Annotated in this window: 21 protein-coding genes; 14 read left to right on the forward strand and 7 right to left on the reverse strand. The window is 70.6% G+C overall.

Annotated features, from left to right (window positions below; genetic code table 11):
• Positions 1 to 34: 34 nt before the first annotated feature.
• The 7 genes from ACXRVZ_RS01395 (at position 35) to ACXRVZ_RS01425 (ending at position 8,545) form a co-directional block, all read left to right on the forward strand.
• Entirely contained in the window at positions 35 to 1,576 is a 1,542-nt protein-coding gene (locus ACXRVZ_RS01395) for a TolC family protein (protein WP_457428154.1), read from the forward strand.
• Positions 1,573 to 2,319, forward strand: coding sequence for an efflux RND transporter periplasmic adaptor subunit (locus tag ACXRVZ_RS01400; RefSeq protein ID WP_457428156.1), 747 nt, complete (start codon positions 1,573 to 1,575; stop codon positions 2,317 to 2,319). The genes ACXRVZ_RS01395 and ACXRVZ_RS01400 overlap by 4 nt, the downstream gene beginning before the upstream one ends.
• Positions 2,316 to 3,638 carry an efflux RND transporter periplasmic adaptor subunit gene (locus tag ACXRVZ_RS01405; protein WP_458232153.1) on the forward strand — a complete coding sequence of 441 codons (1,323 nt, stop codon included), beginning with the start codon at positions 2,316 to 2,318 and terminating at the stop codon, positions 3,636 to 3,638. Before ACXRVZ_RS01400 ends, ACXRVZ_RS01405 begins: the two co-directional genes overlap by 4 nt.
• Positions 3,638 to 5,752 carry an efflux RND transporter periplasmic adaptor subunit gene (locus tag ACXRVZ_RS01410; RefSeq protein WP_457418823.1) on the forward strand — a complete coding sequence of 705 codons (2,115 nt, stop codon included), beginning with the start codon at positions 3,638 to 3,640 and terminating at the stop codon, positions 5,750 to 5,752. Before ACXRVZ_RS01405 ends, ACXRVZ_RS01410 begins: the two co-directional genes overlap by 1 nt.
• A gap of 100 nt (positions 5,753 to 5,852) precedes the next feature.
• Positions 5,853 to 6,437: a LysE family translocator gene (locus ACXRVZ_RS01415; protein ID WP_457418825.1), complete on the forward strand. Its 585-nt coding sequence runs from the start codon at positions 5,853 to 5,855 to the stop codon at positions 6,435 to 6,437.
• Positions 6,437 to 7,951: an aminotransferase-like domain-containing protein gene (locus tag ACXRVZ_RS01420; protein WP_457418827.1), complete on the forward strand. Its 1,515-nt coding sequence runs from the start codon at positions 6,437 to 6,439 to the stop codon at positions 7,949 to 7,951. Before ACXRVZ_RS01415 ends, ACXRVZ_RS01420 begins: the two co-directional genes overlap by 1 nt.
• Positions 7,952 to 8,053: 102 nt before the next feature.
• Complete coding sequence (locus ACXRVZ_RS01425; protein ID WP_457418829.1) at positions 8,054 to 8,545, forward strand: hypothetical protein; 492 nt, start codon at positions 8,054 to 8,056, stop codon at positions 8,543 to 8,545.
• A gap of 44 nt (positions 8,546 to 8,589) precedes the next feature.
• Here the strand turns inward: ACXRVZ_RS01425 and ACXRVZ_RS01430 are convergent, their stop codons facing one another.
• Positions 8,590 to 8,985, reverse strand: a complete 396-nt coding sequence (locus ACXRVZ_RS01430; RefSeq protein ID WP_457418831.1) for a hypothetical protein — start codon at positions 8,983 to 8,985, stop codon at positions 8,590 to 8,592.
• 111 nt (positions 8,986 to 9,096) lie between these two features.
• Complete coding sequence (locus tag ACXRVZ_RS01435; RefSeq protein ID WP_457418833.1) at positions 9,097 to 9,612, reverse strand: MOSC domain-containing protein; 516 nt, start codon at positions 9,610 to 9,612, stop codon at positions 9,097 to 9,099.
• 93 nt (positions 9,613 to 9,705) lie between these two features.
• Here ACXRVZ_RS01435 and ACXRVZ_RS01440 point away from each other — a divergent pair, with 93 nt between their 5' ends.
• The 7 genes from ACXRVZ_RS01440 to ACXRVZ_RS01470 all read left to right on the forward strand — a co-directional run bounded on the left by ACXRVZ_RS01440 (position 9,706) and on the right by ACXRVZ_RS01470 (position 15,975).
• Positions 9,706 to 10,242, forward strand: coding sequence for an EVE domain-containing protein (locus ACXRVZ_RS01440; RefSeq protein WP_457418835.1), 537 nt, complete (start codon positions 9,706 to 9,708; stop codon positions 10,240 to 10,242).
• A gap of 16 nt (positions 10,243 to 10,258) precedes the next feature.
• Positions 10,259 to 10,921, forward strand: coding sequence for a GNAT family N-acetyltransferase (locus ACXRVZ_RS01445; RefSeq protein WP_457418837.1), 663 nt, complete (start codon positions 10,259 to 10,261; stop codon positions 10,919 to 10,921).
• 105 nt (positions 10,922 to 11,026) lie between these two features.
• On the forward strand, positions 11,027 to 12,577 hold the full coding sequence (locus ACXRVZ_RS01450; RefSeq protein WP_457418839.1) for a Do family serine endopeptidase: 1,551 nt from the start codon (positions 11,027 to 11,029) through the stop codon (positions 12,575 to 12,577).
• Between the two features lie 139 nt (positions 12,578 to 12,716).
• The gene (locus tag ACXRVZ_RS01455; RefSeq protein ID WP_457418841.1) at positions 12,717 to 13,568 is read left to right on the forward strand and encodes a hypothetical protein; all 852 of its coding nucleotides are present in this window, start codon (positions 12,717 to 12,719) and stop codon (positions 13,566 to 13,568) included.
• Positions 13,565 to 14,656, forward strand: a complete 1,092-nt coding sequence (locus tag ACXRVZ_RS01460; RefSeq protein ID WP_457418843.1) for a helix-turn-helix domain-containing protein — start codon at positions 13,565 to 13,567, stop codon at positions 14,654 to 14,656. Before ACXRVZ_RS01455 ends, ACXRVZ_RS01460 begins: the two co-directional genes overlap by 4 nt.
• Before the next feature lie 72 nt (positions 14,657 to 14,728).
• Positions 14,729 to 15,109: a hypothetical protein gene (locus tag ACXRVZ_RS01465; protein WP_457418845.1), complete on the forward strand. Its 381-nt coding sequence runs from the start codon at positions 14,729 to 14,731 to the stop codon at positions 15,107 to 15,109.
• Positions 15,106 to 15,975, forward strand: a complete 870-nt coding sequence (locus tag ACXRVZ_RS01470; protein ID WP_457418847.1) for a hypothetical protein — start codon at positions 15,106 to 15,108, stop codon at positions 15,973 to 15,975. Before ACXRVZ_RS01465 ends, ACXRVZ_RS01470 begins: the two co-directional genes overlap by 4 nt.
• Before the next feature lie 6 nt (positions 15,976 to 15,981).
• Here ACXRVZ_RS01470 and ACXRVZ_RS01475 read toward each other — a convergent pair whose 3' ends face one another.
• From ACXRVZ_RS01475 to ACXRVZ_RS01495, 5 genes are read right to left on the reverse strand one after another with little or no spacing between them, the layout of a single operon-like run.
• Entirely contained in the window at positions 15,982 to 16,596 is a 615-nt protein-coding gene (locus ACXRVZ_RS01475; protein WP_457418849.1) for a glutathione S-transferase family protein, read from the reverse strand.
• A 4-nt stretch (positions 16,597 to 16,600) separates the two neighbouring features.
• Positions 16,601 to 17,641, reverse strand: a complete 1,041-nt coding sequence (locus ACXRVZ_RS01480) for an EamA family transporter (RefSeq protein ID WP_457418851.1) — start codon at positions 17,639 to 17,641, stop codon at positions 16,601 to 16,603.
• Positions 17,638 to 18,618: a Cj0069 family protein gene (locus ACXRVZ_RS01485; RefSeq protein WP_457418853.1), complete on the reverse strand. Its 981-nt coding sequence runs from the start codon at positions 18,616 to 18,618 to the stop codon at positions 17,638 to 17,640. Before ACXRVZ_RS01485 ends, ACXRVZ_RS01480 begins: the two co-directional genes overlap by 4 nt.
• Positions 18,619 to 18,627: 9 nt before the next feature.
• On the reverse strand, positions 18,628 to 18,867 hold the full coding sequence (locus ACXRVZ_RS01490) for a hypothetical protein (RefSeq protein ID WP_457418855.1): 240 nt from the start codon (positions 18,865 to 18,867) through the stop codon (positions 18,628 to 18,630).
• Positions 18,851 to 21,133 carry an FdhF/YdeP family oxidoreductase gene (locus ACXRVZ_RS01495; RefSeq protein ID WP_457418857.1) on the reverse strand — a complete coding sequence of 761 codons (2,283 nt, stop codon included), beginning with the start codon at positions 21,131 to 21,133 and terminating at the stop codon, positions 18,851 to 18,853. The genes ACXRVZ_RS01490 and ACXRVZ_RS01495 overlap by 17 nt, the downstream gene beginning before the upstream one ends.
• Positions 21,134 to 21,228: the final 95 nt, after the last annotated feature.

Raw genomic sequence — 21,228 nt, forward strand, 5'->3', positions numbered from 1 at the left:
GCCGACACAACACCAAGCCAAGGGACAGACAACCATGAACAACGCCGCCCGCATGACCGCCCGCCTGAGCGTCATCGCCATCGCCGCCGCCCTGAGCGCCTGCGCCATCACACCGCAGCCCATCGCCGGCGACGCACGCCTCAGCGCCCTCGGCCAGGAGCGCGCCGAGCTGACGCGCGACCAGGAGGCCATCACCGCCCCGGTCACGCTGGAGCAGGCCTCGGCCCGCGCCATCAAGTACAACCTGGACTACCGCATCAAGGCGATGGAAACGGCCCTGGCGCAGGGCACGCTGGACAACGCCAGCTTCGACCTGCTGCCCCGCCTCAGCGTGGCCGCCGGCTACGGCAACCGCGACAACGACGCGGCCTCGTCGTCGCGCAGCATCATCACCGGCCAGCAGTCGCTGGAACCCTCCATCTCCAGCGAGCGCTCGCGCCGCAATGCCGACCTGGGCCTGTCCTGGAACGTGCTGGACTTCGGCGTCAGCTACTACCAGGCCCACCAGCAGGCCGACCGCCTCCTGGCTGCGCAGGAACGCCGCCGCAAGACCATCCAGCTGATCATGCAGCAGGTGCGCCAGGCCTGGTGGCAGGCCGCCGGGGCGCAGGCCCTGGCCGGCAAGATCGAGCCGCTGCTGGCGCAAAGCCGCTCGGCGCTGGCCGACTCGCGCAAGATCGAAGCCGAGCGCCTGCAGCCGCCGCTGGAGACGCTGAACTACCAGCGCCAGCTGCTGGACATCATTCGCCAGTTGGAAGCCATCAACGACGAGCTGGCCCAGGCCAAGCCGCGCCTGGCCGCGCTGATGAATCTGGAGCCGGGCAAGCCCTTCGAGCTGGCCTTGCCCGCCGGCCTGACCGTGCCCACCATCAGCGTCTCCGTCGACAAGATGGAAGAGACCGCACTGCTGAACCGGCCCGAGCTGATGGAGGCCCGCTACAACGAGCGCATCGGCCAGCTGGAAACGCGCAAGGCGCTGGCCAAGCTGCTGCCGGGCGTGGAGTTCAACGTCGGCGCGCACTACGACAGCAACAGCTTCCTGGCCAACAACCAGTGGCGCGACCTGGGCCTGCGCGTGAGCTGGAACCTGCTCAACGTCTTCAACGCCGACGGCATCAAGAAGACCGCCCAGCTGCAGAGCGACATCGCCCATCAGCAGAAGCTGGCGCTGAGCATGGCCGTGCTGGCGCAGACGCAGGTGGCCCTGCGCGACTACGCCGGCCGCAAGCGCCAGTTCGAGCTGAGCGCCGAGCAGGACAGCGTCGAGCAGCGCATCCTCACCCACACCCGCAACGCCGCCAACGCCGAAGCGCAAGGCCGGCTCGGCGAGATCCGCGCCAGTGCCGGCGCGCTGTTCAGCGAGCTGCGCCGCCACCAGACCTATGCCGCGCTGCAAGGCGCCTACGGCCAGATGCTGGCCACGCTGGGCGTGGACCCGCTGCCCGAGAACATGGCCGCCCGCGACGTGAACGGCGTGGCTCAGGCGCTGCTGGCCTCCGAGGCGCAGTGGGCGTTGCAGGTGGCGCCGGTGACTGCGCAGGCCGCACCCGCAGCTGCGGAAAAGGGCTCGATGTGAGGTCGTTGGTTCTTGCCGTGATGACGGCGGCAGCGCTGAACGCGTCGGCCGCCACGCCCGCCAACACGGACACCGGGCTGACCAACAAGGACGGCCAGGTGCGCGCGCAGATCAGCGCCCGCAACGAGGTCGTGCTGTCCAGCGAGCTGTCGGCCAAGATCGCCAGCCTGCCGCTGCGCGAGGGCGAGTCCTTCAAGGCCGGGCAGACGCTGGTGAGCTTTGACTGCTCGCTCTACCAGGCCCAGCTCAACAAGGGCCAGGCCACGCTGGACGCGGCCCGCCAGGTGCTGAGCGTCAACACCCGGCTGGCCGAGCTGAACTCCATCGGCAAGCTGGAGCTGGCCACGGGCGAGGCCAAGGTCAAGGAGGGCGAGGCCGAGGTCAGCTTCCTGCAGACCACGCTGCGCAAGTGCACGGTCAGTGCGCCCTGGGCCGGCCGCGTCGTCAAGCGCCTGGCCGCTGCGCACCAGTTCGTCACGCCGGGCACCCAGCTGCTGGCCATCCAGGATGCCGGCGAGCTGGAGGTGCACATGATCGTGCCGTCCAAGTGGCTGGCACGCATCAAGGTCGGTGGCAGCTTCAGTGTGCAGGTCGAGGAGCTGGGCAAGAGCTTCAACGCCCGCGTGCAGCGCCTGGGCGCGCGCATCGACCCGCTGAGCCAGTCCATCGAGGTGGTCGGCGTCGTCAACGGCGCCGGTGGCAACCTGCTGCCGGGCATGAGTGGCTGGGCCGTGTTTCCGTGAGTGGCGTCCCTCCCGAGCTGCTGGCCCTGCTCCAGCTCGGCCGCCGCGCGCGTGAGGCCGCCAGCGCCGAGACGTTGGGCTTCACGATGGCCAACGAGACGCGCCAGCTCTTCGCCTATCGCCAGGCCGCGTTCTGGCTGGGCGGCAAGCTGGGCCGCGTCGCCGCCGTGTCGGGCCTGCCGCAGGTGGAGAGCAACGCGCCCTATGTGCAGTGGCTGGGCGAGCTGTGTGCGCTGCAGGACGCCCTCGCGCCAACCCTGGTCGACCCCGCCACGCTGCCGCCGCTGACGGCCGAGCGCTGGGGCGACTGGCTGCCCGCGCACGCGCTGTGGCTGCCGCTGCTGCACGCCGGCCAGCCCCAGGGCGGCCTGCTGTTCGCTGCCGACGAGCCCTTCGCCGAGCACACGCTGGGCCTGGCCGCCGAGCTGGCCGACAGCTATGCCCATGCGCTGGCGGCGCTGGCCCCGCGCCGCACGCTGGCCGAGCGTGCCATGGCCGCGCTCAAGCCCACGCGCCGGCGCCTGATCGCGCTGGCCGTGCTGGCCGCCGTCGCGCTGTGCCCGGTGCGGCAGTCGGTGCTGGCACCGGCCGAGGTGGTGGCGCTGGAGCCCTTCATCGTTCGCGCGCCGCTGGACGGCGTCATCGACAGGCTGCTCGTCCAGCCCAACCAGCCGGTGAAGGCCGGCATGCCGCTGTTCGCGATGGACACGACGGCGCTGCAGACGCGCCGCGACGTGGCCAGCAAGGCCTATGACGCCGCGCAGGAGGAGTTCCGCATCTCCGCGCAGGCGGCGGTGACCGACGACAAGAGCAAGCGCGACGTGGCCTTGCGGCGCGGCGAACTGGAGGAGAAAGGCGTGGAGCTCAGCTACGCGGCCGACCAGTTGGGCCGCGTGCAGGTCAGCGCCGAGCGCGACGGCCTGGCCGTGTTTGCCGATGCCAACGACTGGCCGGGCCGCGTCGTCACGCTGGGCGAGCGCATCCTGCTGCTGGCCGACCCGGCCAAGGTGGCGCTCGCCATCGACATGCCCGCCGGCGAACACTTGGCGCTGCAGCCCGGCATGGCCGTCACGCTGCACCCCAACGCCGACCCGCTGAGCAGCTTCGACGCCCGCATCACGCAGATCGCCTACAGCGCCGAACCCGCGCGCGACGGCGTGCTGGCCTACCGGTTGAAGGCCGAGTTCGTGCTCGCCGATGGCCAGCCGCCGCGCATCGGCCTGATGGGCATGGCCACGCTGGAGGGCACGCGCGTGCCGCTGCTGTACTACGCGCTGCGCCGGCCGCTGACGGCCGTGCGGCAGTGGCTGGGCTGGTGATGGACAAGCTGCCCCCGCTGCGCCAGGAGCTGGCCCTGCAGCCCGGGCCCGCCGCTGACGACGGCTCGCCCACCTGGACCCTGCACGACCCCGCCGCCAACCGCTTCTACCAGCTCGGCTGGGCCGCCTTCGAGATCCTGTCGCGCTGGTCGCTGGGCAACGAGGCCGCCGTGCTTGCCGCCGTGCGCGCCGAGACCACGCTGCAGGTCGACGCGCAGGACATCGCCGGCGTGGCCAGCTTCCTGCAACACCACCACCTGCTGCTCGCCACCGGCGCGGCCGACACCGCCAGGCTGGCGGCCCATGCAGGCGCCGGCCGGCCGGGCCTCTGGCACTGGCTGCTGCACCACTACCTGTTCTTCCGCATCCCGCTGTTCCGCCCCATGCCGCTGCTGGCGCGCACGGCGGGCTGGGTGGGCTTCGTGTTCAACCCGCGCTTCTGGTGGGCCATGGCCGCAGTGGCCGTGGCCGGCCTGTACCTCGTCTCCCAGCGTTGGGACAGCTTCGTGCACAGCTTCACCGCCTATGGCAACTGGCAGGGCTGGCTGGGCATCGCCGTGGCGCTGTCGCTGGCCAAGGTGCTGCACGAGTTCGGCCATGCGCACGCGGCCTACCGCCACGGCTGCCGCGTGCCGGCCATGGGCGTGGCCTTCCTCGTTATGTGGCCTGTGCTCTACACCGACACCAACGAGGCCTGGAAGCTGGGCAGCCGGCGCGCCCGCCTGCAGATCGGCGCGGCCGGCATGGCCGCGGAGCTGGCCCTGGCCGCCTGCGCCACGTTGCTGTGGAGCTTTCTGCCCGACGGGCCGCTGCGGGCCGGCGTCTTCATGCTGGCCACCAGCACCTGGCTGGTGACGCTGGCCATCAACCTCAGCCCCTTCATGCGCTTCGACGGCTATTTCCTGCTGTCAGACCTGCTCAACATGCCCAACCTGCACGAGCGCGCCTTCGCCTTCGGCCGCTGGCGGCTGCGCGAGTTGCTGTTCGGCCTGGGCCTGCCCGCGCCGGAGGCCGTCGCGCCCGGGCGCCGGCGCTTCCTCGTGCTGTTCGCCTGGGGCACCTGGGCCTACCGCTTCGTCCTCTTCATCGGCATCGCGCTGCTGGTCTACCACCTGTTCTTCAAGCTGCTGGGCGTGCTGCTGCTGGCGGTGGAGCTGGGCTGGTTCCTGGTGCTGCCGATGTGGCGCGAGCTGCGCGCCTGGTGGCAGCTGCGCGCCGGCCTGGGCTGGAACGCGGCCTGCCGCCGCACGGCCGTGCTGGCCGCTGCGGCGCTGCTGCTCATGCTGCTGCCCATCTGGGGCGGCGTGCGCGCGCCGGCCATGCTGCTGGCCGAGCGCTCGCAGCATGTCTACGCGCCGGCGGCGGCGCAGGTGCAGGCCGTGCATGTGAAGGCGGGCGAGGCCGTGCGCGCGGGCCAGTTGCTGCTGGTGCTGGCCTCGCCCGACCTGCAGGCCCAGCTCGCGCGCGATGAGGCGCGGGAGCGCAAGCTGCGCTGGCAGCTCGGCCAGCAGGACTTCGACCCGCGCCTGCAGGCCGCCGGCGGCGCGCTGACCAGCCGCTGGGAAGCCGCCCGCGAAGCGCTGGCGGGCACGCGCTCGCTGGTCGAGCAACTGCAGATCCGCGCCGCCTTCGATGGCCGCATCGCCAGCGACAACCCGGCCCTGCAGCGCGGCGGCTGGATTCCGAAGGGCGAGCCGCTGCTGCAGATCGCCTCGCCCGAAGGTGTGCGCGTGGAGGCCTTCGTCGACGAGCAGGCGCTAGCGCGCCTGAGCGGCCAGGCCGGTGGCGGCAGCTTCATTGCCGACCAGCCCGGCCTGCCGCGCGTCAGCTGCCAGCGCCTGGCGGCCGACAAACTCAACGTGCCCACGCTCAAGTTCGCTGCGCTGGCCTCGGTCAATGGCGGCGCCATTGCCGCCGCACGGTCCGCGCGCGAGCCGGCGGTGCTCCAGCCCCTGCAAAGCCTGTTCCGCGTGCGCCTGGACGACTGCACCGGCCCCGCCGGCACGCTGCGCGAACTCAGCGGCAGCGCCACGCTGGACGCCCGCCGCGAGAGCCTGTTCGGGCGCTGGGCGCGCGCGGCGCTGGTGTTGTGGCGGCAGGAGGGCGGGCTGTGAGGGCCGGCCCGCTGTGTGGGTGCCCGCGCTGATACAGCGCCCCGCCCGACCCGCCCCGCTGTAGCTTCACGCGCACGCCGCCAACCGCTGCAATGGCGGCATGAACGAGCTGCTGCCCCTGATGACCTACTGCCTGCTGATGTCCGGCACGCCCGGCCCCAACAACATGCTGATGGTGTCCAGCGGGGCGCATCACGGCTACCGGCGCACGCTGCCGGCCGTGCTGGGCATCAACACGGGCGTCGCGCTTCTGACTTTCGCCGCCTGCCTGGGCCTGGGCGCCTTGTTCACCGCCTGGCCGCCGCTGCACGCCGCGCTCAAGCTCGCCGGCACGCTCTACATGCTGGTGCTGGCCTGGCGCCTGGCGGGCAGCACGGCAGCTCAGGCGCGGGCGCCGGAGAAGCTGGGATTCATGCAGGCCGTGCTGTTCCAGGTGGTGAACCCCAAGAGTTGGGTCAAGGCGGTGACGCTCGCGTCGGTCTTCATGCCCACCGGCTACGCCCCGATCTCCGGCGCCATGCTCGTCAGCCTGATCGGCGCGGTCATCGGCTTTCCCTGCACGTCGACATGGGCGCTGTTCGGCGCGTGGATAGGGCGCTTCCTGTCCAGCCCCACACGGCAGCGTGTGTTCAATGCCATCATGGCCGCCTCCCTGGCCGTGCTCGCTCTCATGCTGTTGCGCTGATGTTCTCGCTGGACCGCGACTCCCCCACCCCGCTGGCTGACCAGATCGAGCAGCGCCTGCACGCGCTGATGGTCAGCGCCCAGCTGCCGCCCGGCGCGCGGCTGACGTCCATCCGCCAGCTCGCCACGCAACTCGGCGTCAGCCCCAACACCGTCGTCACCGCCTACGACCGGCTCGTGGCCGCCGGCCTGATCGACTCGCGCGGCACGGCCGGCTTCTTCGTCGCCGAAGGCCCCGCCAACGCCATGCCCGACGCCGTCCGCGTGGAGGCCGGCGAGGAACAGGATGCCGTCTGGCTGGCCCAGCAGGCCAACGACCAGAAGGCCGGCGTGCTGCTGGCCAGCAGCGGCGCCTTGCCCGCCACCTGGCTGGAAGACGCCGTCCCCGCCGCCGCCGTGCAGCGCGGCCTGGCGCGCGCCACCGCCGGCATGGCCTCGCGCTGCCCGCCGCAGGGCCTGCCGGAACTGCGCGAACGCATCGCGACGCTGCTGCGCGGCCAAGGCATGGCCGTGGACGCCGGTCGCGTGCTGACGACCTACGGCGGCACCCACGCCATCGACCTGATCTGCCGCGCCTTCCTGCGCCCCGGTGACGCGGTGGCCGTGGAAACGCCGGGCTACTTCCTGCTCTTCGACCGCCTGCGCCAGGCCGGCGTCAACATCGTGCCCGTGCCGCGCCGGCATGACGGCATCGACCTGGACGCGCTGGACGCCGCCTGCACCCAGCACCGGCCGCGCCTGCTCTTCATCCAGAGCGTGCTGCACAACCCCACCGGCTGGGGCAGCACGGCCGCCAACCTGCACCGCGTGCTGATGCTGGCGCAGCGCCACAACCTGCTCATCGCCGAGGACGACGTGCAGGGACACTTCCACCCCCTGACCCCATGCCAGCCGACGCGGCTGGCGCAGCTGTCCGGGCTGGACGGCGTCATCTACTACTCCAGCTTTGCCAAGGCCATGAGCCCGGCGCTGCGCCTGGGCTACATGGCCGCCGAGCCGGCACTGATCAAGGCGCTGCTGCGCGAGAAGATCCTGTCGGTGCTGACGACGGCGGCCCTCAACGAGTTCGTGCTGCTGGAGGTGCTGGCCGCCGGCCGCTGGCGCAAGCATCTGGAGCGCCTGCAGCAGCGCCTGGGCACGGCACGCGTCAGCGCCGCACGCCAGCTGCGCGAGGCCGGCGTGCTGCTGGAGCACGCGGGCGAAGGCGGGCTATTTTTGTGGGGCGCGCTGCCGGCGGGGGTGGACGTGGACGGCGTCGTCAAGGAAGCCTTCCGGCGCAACATCCTGCTCGTGCGCGGCGCCACCTTCGCGGCAGACGGCGCGGCCGATCCGCACATCCGCTTCAACGTCGCCTTCAGCCAGCAGCCAAGGTTGGCGGACTTCCTGCAGGAGCAGCTCAGCGCCGCCACCAGTGCGCGCATGGTGCTGGACCGGGCACGCCATCCGCAGCTTCTGGCGGTGGTGGGCGCCGATGGCTCTGCCAAGCCGGACCAACGCAGTCCTCGCAAATCCTGATCTGATGCGCGACCTGCGCTTTGCGCGGAGATCGTCGAATCAGAGGATGCGTTTGCCCCCGTTCAGCACGTCAAATCGGCGCGGCTCGTCCAGGAGGGAACGATGACGCATCTGAACAATGTCTTCTTCGACAAAGGAGCCAACCGGGCGCGCGAAGGCATGAGCATGATTCGTCCGATAGAGCTCCCCAAGGGAACGGTCATCTATCGCTTCTATGACAGCAATCGCTCACGAAGCCCCGAAGAGGGCATGCAAGGCGTCTGGTGGCTGGAGTTCGAGTACTTTCAGAAGGTCAAGCACTTCGCCGCTCAGCATGGCTACAGCTTCAGCTACGCGGCACGCCTGTTCGCGGCCATCCTCTATGAATGGAGCGAAGTGAACTCGTATGTCGCGTGCCAGCTCAACGCGCCGCTTCATGCGTGGAAAGGGCGAGGCAAGCAGGTGGAAAGCACCGGCAAGGACTCCCGCGACCTGGCCACGATGACACCCATGCAAAGCGTCTTGGAGATCTATCAGCTTTGCGTGCCTGGGTTGGATGGCGCGTTCTCCATTGCGCCGCGAGCCCTGCAAGTGACCAAGAGTGGTGCGCTTTGAGTCTTCAACAAACCAGCGCACCGAATCTCAGCATCACAGCAGCCTCAGACGCCAGCTCGGCGCACCGCTGGCGCCTGCCGGCGGCGCTGCCACTGCTCGACGGCGCTGACGACGCTCTCCCATGCCCGCCGGTCGTAGGTGACGGCGGCAAAAAGGTTGTCCTTACTGGGCTGCTGCCGGACGGCCGTGCTCGCCAGCAGCTCCAGCGCCTCACGCGCAGACGCCACGCAGCCGGCGAGGTCGGCAAACGTCGATCCCACGCGGTGGAACAGCAGGCCGCGATGCAGCTCCGTGGCCTTCAGCGACGGCGCCTCCAGCGCGCGCAGAAAGATTCGCGCCCGGCCTTCGCCGAGCAATTCAACGCAAAGTTCGCGGCGCCAGCCGGTCAGGGTCTGTTCTGCCGTCAAGGTGATCGGCTCTTCATCAATTTCCAGGGTCATCGCCCGAGTCTGCACTACGCCTCGTGACGATCTGCCGCGGGTTGTATCGCGATGCGTCTCAAGAGGCTTGCCGCATGGCGGGGCGGCAACAAGTTGCGCTCTGTTTCGCCGTCAGCGTGGCGGCTGCGGCACGGGCGGCGCCACGCTGACCGCGTCGCCCACGCGGATGGCCCCGCCTTCGAGGATGCGCGCCGTCATGCCGCCATGGCCGCGCATTGCGGCATAACCGCCTGGTCCGATGACCTCCTCCATGCGCGAGCAGGGCGCGCAGGGGCCGACGATCTGGATCAGCGCGTCACCGATGCGCAGCGTGGCGTTCTTCAGCGACAGCAGGTTGATGCCCGAGACGACCAAGTTGCGCCGCAGCCCGACCGCATCGACCGGTCCGCTGCGCGCGAACGCGGCGATGAGGGGCAGATGCTCCTGCTGGATCAACGTGACCTGGCGTGTCGACAACTCCGCCTCGCCGCGCTTGCCCAGGCGGTCGTCGGCCAGGCCGATGTGGGCGAGGGCCATCGTCTGCTCGATCAAACGCGCCGGGTCGCGCGGATTGCCGCGCACGACGATGGCCTCGACGCGACCCTGGATGTGGGCGGGCGGGATCATGAGGTCGCGAATGGTCTTCATGCCCTGCACCTTATCCGACCGCCCTGCTGACAAGCTGTTGTCAATGCCCGCCGGCAACATCCGGGCCACACAGTTTGCACAGCAATGCCCTCCATGAACAGCACCGCCAGCCGGTTCGAAAGCCCCACAGTCTCGGCACAGTCCACCTTGTGGGCGGACGCAGCGTCCGCTGACGCGACCGCACCGCGCGGCAACTGGATTGCCGTGGCCAGCGCCACCCATGCACGCCGGGGCTGCGCGGAGCGCGGCGCCGGCTATATGCAGGTCTGCCACGGCAAGGCCGCGCCGCTGCGACGCGTGAAGCCCGGCGACCGCATCGCCTACTACGCGCCCACCGTCACCATGGGCGGCACCGACAAATTGCAGGCTTTCGTGTCGCTGGGGCTGGTCAAGCCCGGCGAGCCCTATGCCTTCGACATGGGCGGCGGCTTCGTTCCCTTCCGCAAGGACGTGGACTACGTGCCCGCCTGCGAAGCGCCCATCGCGCCGCTGCTCGACCACTTCGAGTTCGTGCAGGACCGCGCGCGCTGGGGCTATGCCTTCCGTTTCGGGCTGTTCGCCATCAGCGACCACGACATGCGGCTGATCGCCGATGCCATGCGTGCGGACGTGGATGCCATGCATTTCTGAAACGAGGATTTCCCGCATGTCATGCGCCGACCAGGCCCCGCCTTCGCCTTCGGCCATCGCAGAGGTCGCCAAGGCCTGGGTCGATGGCTGGGTGCTTTCACGGCAGACACCGGCCGCCACGGACCACGGCAGCCATCTGACGATCCTGGTGGGTGCGCCCGGCCACAGCGTGCGCCACGTGTTCACGGCATTCAGTGCCGAGACCGTTCAACGGCTTGCCCACGGGCCATGCGCTGACGGGACCTGGCTGAAAGTGATGGCGCCTCAGCACGCCGTGAAGCCTCTGCTGCCCTCGCACTGGCAGGTGCACGAGCACGAGTACCTCATGCACACACCGCTGGGCGGCGCGATGCCGACATCGCACGCGCCGCGCGTCGACCTTGAACGCCGCGGCGACGTCGTGACCGCCACGCTGCTCGGCGCTGACGGCGCCGTCGCTGCCCGCGCCAAAGCCGCCGTGATCGGCACCGCCGCGGTTTTCGATCAGGTCGTCACCGAGCCCCAGCATCGCCGCAAGGGCTACGGCGCCCTGCTGATGTCGAGGCTCGCGGCAGAGTGCCGGGCCCGCGGCGCCACGCGGGGCATCCTGGTCGCGATCGATGCGGGCCGGCTGCTGTACTCGGCGCTGGGCTGGGCCGTCGTCGCCGAGGTCACCGCCGCTTCGTGGGCCGCGCCTTGACGCCCTAACCTCCGCCTCACCTTCCCCTCATCGAGCCCTCACCCGCCCTCCCTAGAGTCCACGGCATCGGCTGCGCCGCAGCCCGCCCCTAGAGGAGAGTTCTCGATGACCCAGACCGCCAAGATGACGCTGACTGCCACGGCCGCTGCGCTGCTGGCTGCCGGTGTGACGCTGACCACCACGGCTTCGGGCTGGACTTTGCCTGCGCTGTTCAAGGACAAGGCGCCCGTTTCGGCCTCCGTCGCTGCGCCCGCAACGGGCGACGCCACGCCGGGCAGCGCAGCACCCACCGTCGTGGCGCTTGCCGCCACCGCCACGCCTGTGCCGGCCATCGCGCTGCCGCCGGCCCAAGTGCCCAACTACCGCGCCATCGTGCAGACGCAGGGCCCGGCCGTCGTCGGCATCACCGTGGCCGGCCTGCACAAGGTGGGCGCCGAAGACTCTGACGACGCGCCCGCCGCGCGTGGTGATGACGACCCCTTCTTCCGCTTCTTCCGCGGCGTGCCGGGCATGCGCATGCCTCAGCAAGGCGCCCAACCCTTCCGCGGCCAGGGCTCGGGCTTCATCATCAGCAGCGACGGCATCGTGCTGACCAATGCCCACGTCGTGCGCGACGCCAAGCAGGTCACCGTCAAGCTCAGCGACCGGCGCGAGTTCGCGGCCAAGGTGCTGGGCAGCGACCCGGCCACCGACATCGCCGTGCTAAAGCTGGACGCCACCGGCCTGCCCACCGTGCAGCTTGGCGACGCCAAACAAGTGCAGGTGGGCGACTACGTGCTGGCCATCGGCGCGCCCTATGGCTTCGAGCAGACGGCCACGCAGGGCATCGTCAGCGCCAAGGGCCGCTCGCTGCCGGGCGAGAGCGTGGTGCCCTTCATCCAGACCGACGCGGCCGTGAACCCCGGCAACTCGGGCGGCCCGTTGTTCGACGCCTCGGGTCGCGTCGTCGGCGTCAACGCGCAGATCTATTCGCAGAGCGGCGGCTTCCAGGGCCTGGCGTTTTCCATCCCCGTGGACGTGGCGCTGAAGGTCAAGGACCAGATCGTTGCCCACGGCAAGGTGGAGCATGCGCGGCTGGGCGTGACGCTGCAGGACTTGTCGGCGCCGCTGGCCGCATCCTTCGGGCTGGAGGCGCCGGACGGCGCGCTGGTGTCCAGCGTGCAGCCGGGCAGCGCGGCCGCCAAGGCGGGGCTGAAGTCGGGGGACGTCATCACGGCAATAGACGGCGAGCCGGTGCGCGTGGCGGGCGATGTGTCCAGCCGCGTGGGCCTGGCGCGGCCGGGCGAGAAGCTCAAGCTGGCGCTGTGGCGCGACAAGAGCCGCGTCAGCGAGACGGTGGCGCTGGGCCGCGCCGACAAGGACGAGCAGGAAGCCGCCGCCACGCCGCAGGGCGGTTCGCTGGGCCTGGCGCTGCGCCAGTTGCAGCCTCAGGAACTGCGCGGCTCGGGGCTGGACCATGGCCTGCTGATCGAGCGCGTGACCGGCCCGGCGCAGCTGGCCGGCGTGCAGGCCGGCGACGTGCTGCTGGCGCTGAACGGCAAGCCGGTGCAGGACATCGAGCAGGTGCGCAATGCGCTGAAGAGCAGCCCGAAGCAGGTGGCGCTGCTGGTGGCGCGGGACGGTCAGCAGATCTTCGTGCCGGTGCGGCTGGGCTGATCTGGCACCAAGACTGTCCGTCTCGACCGAGAAGGACAGTTGGCAGGCGCCGGGCGCCGAGCATGGCCGGGCCGATCGGGCGGCGCGAGTGGTTCGCGTCTGCCGGGTCGGCCCACTGCCATCTGGAGCCCGACACGCCATGCCCATGCACTTGCACTTGCCCGCCTCCACCCGCCGCGCCGCGCTGGGCCTGCTGATCGCCCTGTGCGGCCTCGCCCGCGCCGAACCGCTGCACCCGGCCCCGCACGACCTCGTCGGCCTGGACCTGACGCTGCAGATCGAGAAGGCCGAAGGCCCCGCCGCCGGCAGCTACCCCAGCCAGGGCGCCATCGTCCGCCGCGTGCTGCCGCGCGGGCAGTGGATCTCCCACGGCGCGGGCGGCCCCAACCACCGCGACGGCCAGGGCAGTTCGCAGTGGCGCCGTGACGGCGCGCACACGCTGGTGGAGACCGCCCGCGACAGCTCGGGCCAGCCGGCAGGGTCCAGCTTCAGCTACCACTTCGACACGCCGCAGGGTGGGCGCTGGGTGTGGCGCATCAACGATGGCCAGGCCACGCTAGTCGGCAGCTTCACCACCGCGCCCAGCGCGCCCACGGCTGAGCAGCAGCTGGCCCCCACCACCAACGCCGGGCTGCATGTGCCGCTGGTCATCAAGGCCGCCACGTCGGCCACCGTGCCGGCCGACCGCTACCCCACCGGCGGCCTCGTGCTGCAGACCTATAGCCCGGACGGCACGCTGACCTTCCAGGGTTTCGGGCCCGGCACGCTCAACTCCAGGGGCACCTACACCTACCAGCGCCTGTCGGCCAACACGGCGGTGGAGGAGACGGTGCAGACCAGCGACTTCTTCGTCTACCCATACACGATGGTCTACACCTTCACGACGCCCAACTCGGGCACCTGGTTCCAGAACTTCGGCAACGGGCTGATCTACTTCTCCGGTACCTTCGACACCTTCACCACCGCGCGCCCTCCCATCCCAGCTCGATGACCGAACTCCTGAAGGCCGTGTGCCTGTGCTCGGCCAGCCTGGGCGGCTGGACGCTGCTGGGCCTGCTGCTGTCGCGCCGCGGCGAGCCGGCGCTGCGCTGGACGCTCGCCGTCTTCGTGGCCCTGCTCGTCGTGCCACCGCTGCGCCTGTACGTGGAGCTGGCGCGCGGCGAGGCCTGGGCGCCGCTGGGCATCTGGGCCCATTCGCTGACCTGGGCCTACGGCCCCCTGCTGCTGCGCGCGGTAGGCCTGGCGCTGCTGTGGCCGCCCGGCCCCTGGCGCCACCCGGCGCACCTGCTGCCCGTGCTGCTGGTGGGCGCGGCGGCCGTGGGCGGCGCGGACTGGGCGCAGTCGCGCGCCCTCGTGCTGCTGCTGGCCCTGCAGACGCTGGGCTACGCGGGCTACGCACTGCGCGCCTGCTGGCACGAACGGGCGCGGCTGCGCCAGCTCGCCGCCGGCCACCGCAACAGCCGTGCGCACTGGATGCTGTTCGTCGCCACCGGCCTCGTCGCCGCCTGCGTCTGGGACCTGAGCATGTTCGCCTTGTTCGCCAGCGGCCACCTGCCCGCCAGTGGACTGCTGGCCGGCTTCGCGTTGGGCCTGGCGCTCTATGTGGACGGCATCGCGCTGCTGGCCCTGTATCCGCCCGCCCGGCTGGACACCACGGCCGAACAGCCGCAACCCGCCGACCAGCCTGTGGTTGCCAAGCCTGCACCGCGCGCGCTGGAACTCAGCCCCGAAGCCGCCCGCGAGCTGACGGCCCGGCTGGCACGCCTGGTGCAGGCCGAGGCCCCGCACCGCGACCCCGACATCTCCCTGCCCCGCCTGGCCGCGCTGATGGACGTCACGCCCCACCAGCTCTCCGAACTGCTCAACCTGCACCTGGGCAGCAGCTTCTACGACTACCTGAACCACTGCCGCCACGAGGACGCGCTGCGCCTGCTGGAGCAAGGCGGCGCCGACCTCACCGTCGCCGACATCGCCTACCGCGCCGGCTTCAACAACCGCAACAGCTTCTACAAGGTGTTCAAGGAGAAGACGGGGCTGACGCCAAGCGACTACCGAAGGCAGCAGCAGCGACGGGCGTGAAAACTCACGAGGAAGGCAGCGCGCGTGCTGAGCTAGGCTGCGCGCCATTGCGTCACGCCCACCTGGCCCACTTTGGAAATCCTGTTCGAACTGCTGGCCGAGCTGCTTTTCCAGATCGTGGGCGAAGTGCTTGTGGAGCTGGGCCTGCACTCGCTGGCCGAGCCGTTTCGCCGCAAGCCCAATGTCTGGCTGGCCGTGCTGGGTTATGCGCTGCTGGGGGCCCTGCTCGGCGCGCTGAGCCTGTGGGCCTTCCCCAACCACTTGACACGCGACGGTTGGCCACGGCTGGCGAACCTCGTCGTCACACCGGTCATCGCCGGCGTCGCCATGGCCTTGATCGGCCGCTGGCGCGCACGCCGTGGCGACACGGTGCTGCGCATCGACCGCTTCGCCTACGGCTACCTGTTTGCGCTGGCGGTGGCCATCGTGAGATTCAACTTCGCAAGCTCATGAGCACCACCCGCTGGTCTCTGCTCCTCGCTGCCGCGCTGGCCGGTGTTGCCGCCGTGATCTACGCGATGCGCGAGCCGGTCGAAAGGCCGCCTGCATCGACCTCCGAGCCGACGGCGGCCGCGTTGCCGTTGAACGTGCCGGCCAGCGCGCCAGCCAGCCCGATCAGGAGCGGCGCCACCAGCGCCGCGTCAGGGCCAGCAGCCCCGTCCACCAGTACACCGACATCAGCCAAACCCCGGATCGGCTCCGAAGGCTATGGACCGCACATCGAGCGCGCCCAAGCCGGCAACGACGCGGACGCAGCCTGGGAGGCAGCGCAGTGGCTGCGGCAATGCGCCTCGAACGAGGACAAACGCCAAAGCTACGAACGTGCGCGCGGCGAACGTGTACCGCAGGACATGCTGATCCAGCTGATGCTGGAAGCCGACACCGAAGGGCGCCTCTGCCAGACCGTCACAGCCGGACACCACGCCTGGCTGCATGAGCTGGCCCTGCGGGCAATACGAGGCAGGGTGCCGGACGCGGCGACTGTCTTTGCGGCATGGGTCAGCCCCGATGACGTCGCACCGGCGCTGCGCCGGGAAGTGGCCGATGCGATGCGACGCGACGCGAACGCCGGTCAATTTCGGAGCCTGGTTGGCGTATTGACGCGCGGCGCCGCCTGGGGTCTGAGTGACGACGAGAGGCTCGGTTACCTCGTCGCCTTCAGCGAGATGGCCGGCAACGGAGGGCCAGCCATGGTCAGGCAGTGGATCGCGCAACGCACCATCCCGTTCAACGCCGAGCCCACGCCACAACAGCTGGCCGCCGCTCAGAGCGCCGCACAGCCGATCATCGACCGCGCCCGCGCAAGCAAGCCGCCCTGACGCCGCTCAGGGCATGCCGTTGCCCACGTACTCCGCAAACCCCGGCCGCACGCTCAGCCGCTCCAGATACGCCTCCACCGCCGGCAGCTCGGCCCGCGCGATGGGCGCGTTCTTCCAGCGCTGGGCCGAGAGTCCCAGCACCACGTCGGCCAGCGTGAACTCGTCGCCGGCGACATAGGCGCCGGTCTTGGCGAGCTGTGCATCCAGGATGCCCATGTGGCGGTTCCAGTTCGCCACGCCGGCGTCGATCGCCTCGGGCGTGGCCGGCTGGCCGCGCACCAGGGCCATGAAGGCCACGCGCCACGAGTTGTTCAACTCGCCGGCCTGCCAGTCCATCCATTGCTCGACCCGGGCACGCGCCCGCGCCTCGGTGGGCAGCAGCGTCGTCGCATAGCGCTGGGTGGCGAGGTAGCGGCAGATGGTGTTGCTCTCCCACAGCACGAAGTCGCCGTCGATCAGCACGGGGATGAGGCCGTTGGGGTTGAGCGCCAGGTACTCCGGCTCCTTGGGCGAGCGAAAGCCCGGGCCCCAGTCCTCGCGTTCCAGGTCGAGGTCGAGCAGCGCGGCGGTCCACATGACCTTGCGGACGTTGATGGAAGGGAGGCGGCCTAGGAGCTTCATGTTGTCAATGCTCGTGCTGATGGTGGACGTCGGGCACATGCGGGTGGCTGTGCCGGGTGGGCGCGTGATGATGCCGGTGGCTGTGCGGACCGGCCGGCATGGGGTCATGGTGATGGCTGTGGTGGCCGTCGTCGTGGCAGTGGGCGTGCTCGTGGTCCAGCGTGTCGTGCGCGTGTTCGTGGCCGTGCGACTCGGCCAGGTGCAGGGCGACGCCGGCCAGCATCAAGGCACCCCCCAAGGCCATGAGCCAGCCGGCCGAGTGGTCGCCGAGCAGCAGCGCAGCGATGGCGCCGATGAAGGGGGCAAAGGCGAACACCGACCCCGTGCGCGCGGCGCCAAAGGCGCGCTGGGCGAGCAGGTAGAAACGCAGGCTCAGGCCATAGCCGGTGGCGCCGATGGCGAGCAGCGCCAGGGCCGTCGCCTCCGTGGGCAGGCCCTCGCCGGCCAGCAGCGCCGCGAGGGTGCTGAGCAGGACGCCCAATGCCGCCTTGATGGCAACGACCTGGCTCGGGTCGCGCTCGGCCACGGCGCGCGACAACGTGTTGTCCAGGCCCCAGGCCAGCGTCGCCGCCGCCACGGCGAGCAGGCCGGCGAACTGGCCACCACCGCCTCGGCCCTGGTCCAGCACGAGCACGGCGCCACCGGCCAGCAGCAGCGCCAGCGCGGCACGCACGCGGCGGTCCAGCTGCTCGCGGTAGAGGGCTGCGGCCAGCAGCGCGGTTAACAGCGCTTCGAGCGTCAGCAGCAGCGACGCGCCGGTCGCGCTGCTGCGTTGCAGGCCCCAGGCCAGCGCCGCAGGGCCCAGCGCCGCGCCGAACAAGGCCATGGCCAGCAGGCGCGGCAGGTCGGCGCGTGTGACGCGGGCTTCGCGGTCGGCGGGCCGGCGTGACAACGCGCCCATCAGCGCCGCGCCGGCGTAGAGCAGGCCGGCCGTCGTCCACGGCCCGCAGCCCGCGCCGGCACGCTGCACGAGCGGCGTGCTGAGTCCAAAGAGCAGAGCCGCCAGCAGGGCCAGCAGGCCGCCGCGCCAGGCCGGGCCGTTCATGCGAGGCGCGCCTGCACGGCCTGCACCAGGGGCGCGATGGCCGAGTCCGGGAAGGGCGCGACGCTGCTGACGTTGATCTCGCACAGCACCCAGTCGCCATCGGCCGCGCCACGCAGGAAGTCGCAGTCCCACAGCATGGGCAGCGCGTCGCGCGCAAGGCCGAAGTGGCTCAGCAGCGCCGGCAGCCAATCGTCTTCGAGGCGCCGCCTGAGGCCCTGGCCGTCCGCCAGATCGGCCGGGTGATAAAGGCGCGGCCCGGGCTCGGCCTCGGGGTGAAGCGCGACGAGGGCCTGCACGCCGAAGCCGACGACGCGGTCCTGCACGAGGTAGCAGCGCGTCATGCCCTCGGGCAGGCGCGGCTGCCAGGCCTGGTCGACCATGTGGCCACTGGACTCGAAGTAGGGCGCCATGCGCGCGATGGCGGCGTCCAGCGGCAGCAGTTCCTCGGCGCTGCCGCGCTGCGCGTGGCGCAGCTCGACGCGGCCGTCGCCCGCCAGCGCGAAGCGCCAGACGCCGATGCCGCTGTGGCCGCGCCACTGCTTGAGCACGCGCGCGCCAGCGGCCAGGCGCGCGGGCAGATCGGCATGCAGCTGGGCGAGGCTGTCGACGTGCCAGCAGTCGCTGCCCCAGCCGAGGTGGCGGGTCTCGACGAGGACGTCCTTGGTGCCGAGCTTGAGGATGGTGTCGGGATGCGTGCTGACGAAGACGCCCGCGCCCGCCGCGGCACGCAGCGTCGCGTCCAGCACGTCGCGCGAGCGGCCGGCCTCGATGGGGTTGACCCAGACGAGGGCGCCGTCCATGGCCAGCAACTGTTCGCGCACCTCGCCGGCCCAGGCATCGGCGTAGACCACCGGCTCGGCCTGGACGCCCGCTTCCGCGAAGGCTGCGAACAGTGCGGCGAAGCGGTTGTTCTGCGGCGTGGCGGTGCGGCGGGCGGCGGCGTCGCCGGGGTAGACGATGGCAAGGCGTGTCGGCATGCGTTGACTTTAGGACGATCGTTGTGCGCGGCCCGCCTCGGTCAGCCGCACCGTCCAGCGGCCGCCATCGTCGCAGTGCAGGCTGACCCAGCCCGGCCCCGCCACGCCGCCGATGCGGGCGTCTCCGAGGGGCGTGAACTCGCGCAGCAGTTCGCTGACGCGCGCGTCCAGGCGCTTGGCCAGGCGCGTCAGCGGCACGGCCTCGGCGCCGTCGCCCAGTTCGCTCAGCAGGTCAGCCGGCGTGCGCACGCAGGACGACCTGGATGGACTTGGACGTCGGCGTGCGTGCGCCGATGGAGAAGCTCTGCAACGGCACGAGCAGGTTGGTCTCGGGGTAGTAGCTGGCCAGGCAGCCGCGCGGGATGTCGTAGGCGACGAGCAAAAAACGTTCGGCGCGGCGCTGCTGCACGTCGCCGCTTTGCTCATCGACGTAGAGGCTGGTGATGTCGACCCAGTCACCGGCCTTCATGCCGACGTCTTTCAAGTCGTCGGCATGGATGAAGACGACGCGGCGGTGGCCGTGGACGCCGCGGTAGCGGTCGTCGAAGCCGTAGATGGTGGTGTTGTACTGGTCGTGCGAGCGCAGCGTCGTCAGCGTGAAGACGCGCACGTCGCGGTGGCGCTCGGCGGCGCGCTCCACCGCCAGGTCGGTCGGCAACGCGTGGGTGCTGAACTGGGCCTTGCCGCTGGCGGTGGCCCAGACGCGCTCGCTGGCCGTGTTGCGCAGCCGGAAACCACCCGGCGCCTTGATCTTGTCGTTGAAACCGGCGAAGTCCGGCAGCACGGCCTCGATCTTGTCGCGGATGGCGGCGTAGTCGCCGGCCAGCGCCAGCCACGGCGTGCGGCTGTTCTTCAAGGTAGCAGCGGCCATGCGTGCCACGAGCATGGGCTCGGACAGCAGGTACTCCGACGCCGGCGCGTTCATGCCGGCCGACAGATGCACCATGCTCATCGAGTCCTCCACCGTCACGCCCTGTGGCCCGGTCGCCTGCACGTCGATCTCGGTGCGGCCCAGCACCGGCAGCACCAGCGCCTGGCGGCCGTGCACGACGTGGCTGCGGTTGAACTTGGTGGTGATGTGCACGGTCAGCTCGCACTGGCGCAGCGCGCGCCAGGTGGCGGCGGTGTCAGGTGTTGCCGCAGCGAAGTTGCCGCCCATGGCGATGAAGACCTTGCCGCGGCCGTCCAGCATGGCCTCGATGGCGCCCACCGTGTCGAAGCCCGGCTCGCGCGGGGGCTCGAAGCCGAAGACCTCGCCAAGCTTGTCCAGGAAGGCGGCGGCCGGCTTCTCGTAGATGCCCATCGTGCGGTCGCCCTGCACATTGCTGTGGCCGCGCACGGGGCATGCGCCGGCTCCCGACCGGCCGAGGTTGCCGCGCAGCAGCAGCAGGTTGACGATCATCTGGATGGTCGCCACCGAATGCCGGTGCTGCGTGATGCCCATGCCCCAGCAAACGATGACGCGCTCGCTGGTCGCGTAGATGTCGGCGGCCTGCTCGATCTGCGCGCGCGTCAGGCCCGAGGCTTGGACGAGCGGCTCCCAGGGCTGCTCGCGCAGCTCGGCGATGAAGGCCTCGAAGCCGGTCGTGTGCTCGGCGATGAAGGCCTCGTCCAGCACACGCAGCTCCACGACGCGCTTGCACATGCCCTTGAGCAGCGCGAAGTCGCCACCGACCTTGAGCTGGAAGTAGTGGCTGCTGATGGGAGAGTCGCCCAGCGTCGCCATCTCCAGCGCATTCTGCGGGTCGGCAAAGCGCTCCAGGCCGCGCTCGCGCAGGGGGTTGAAGCTGACGATGCGCGCGCCGCGTTTACGCGCCGCGCGCAGCTCGCCCAGCATGCGCGGGTGGTTGGTGCCGGGGTTCTGGCCGAAGACGAGGATGCAGTCGGCCTGCTCGAAATCCTGCAACGTGACCGTGCCCTTGCCGACACCGATGGTCGGCTTCAGCCCCGAGCCGCTGGGCTCGTGGCACATGTTGGAGCAGTCGGGAAAGTTGTTGGTGCCGTACTCGCGCACGAACAGCTGGTAGAGGAAGGCGGCCTCGTTGCTGGTGCGGCCCGAGGTGTAGAAGATGGCTTCGTTGGGGTCCGGCAGCGCCTGCAGTTCGCTGGCGATCAGCGCAAAGGCGGCGTCCCAGGTGGTGCGCTGATAACGATCGGTCTGGGCGTCATAGACCATGGGCTCGGTGAGGCGGCCGGTGGCTTCCAGCTCGTAGTCGGACGCCTCGGCCCACTCTGTCAATGTCTTGGCACCGATGACCTCCGGCGTCGCCCGCCGCGCAGTGGCCTCGGCGGCCACGGCCTTGGCGCCGTTCTCGCAGAACTCGAAGGTGGAACGGTGGTCGCGGTCCGGCCAGGCGCAGCCGGGGCAGTCGAAGCCGTCGGTCTGGTTGGCGTGCAGGAGGGTCTTGGCACCTTTCACAGGCGCGCCCTGCTCATTGAGATGCTTGGCGACGCTCTTCAAGGCACCCCAGCCACCGGCGGGGCCGTCGTAAAGCTCGATCTTCTGTTCGCTCATGGCGAGGCAGCCTAGCACTGCGTCTGGCGCGATGCAGGCAACGGTCAGGCCGGCGTGGCTGCTGGCGTGGTTCCAGGCATCGGCCTACACGTGAC

Source organism: Roseateles sp. P5_E8 (assembly GCF_054177665.1).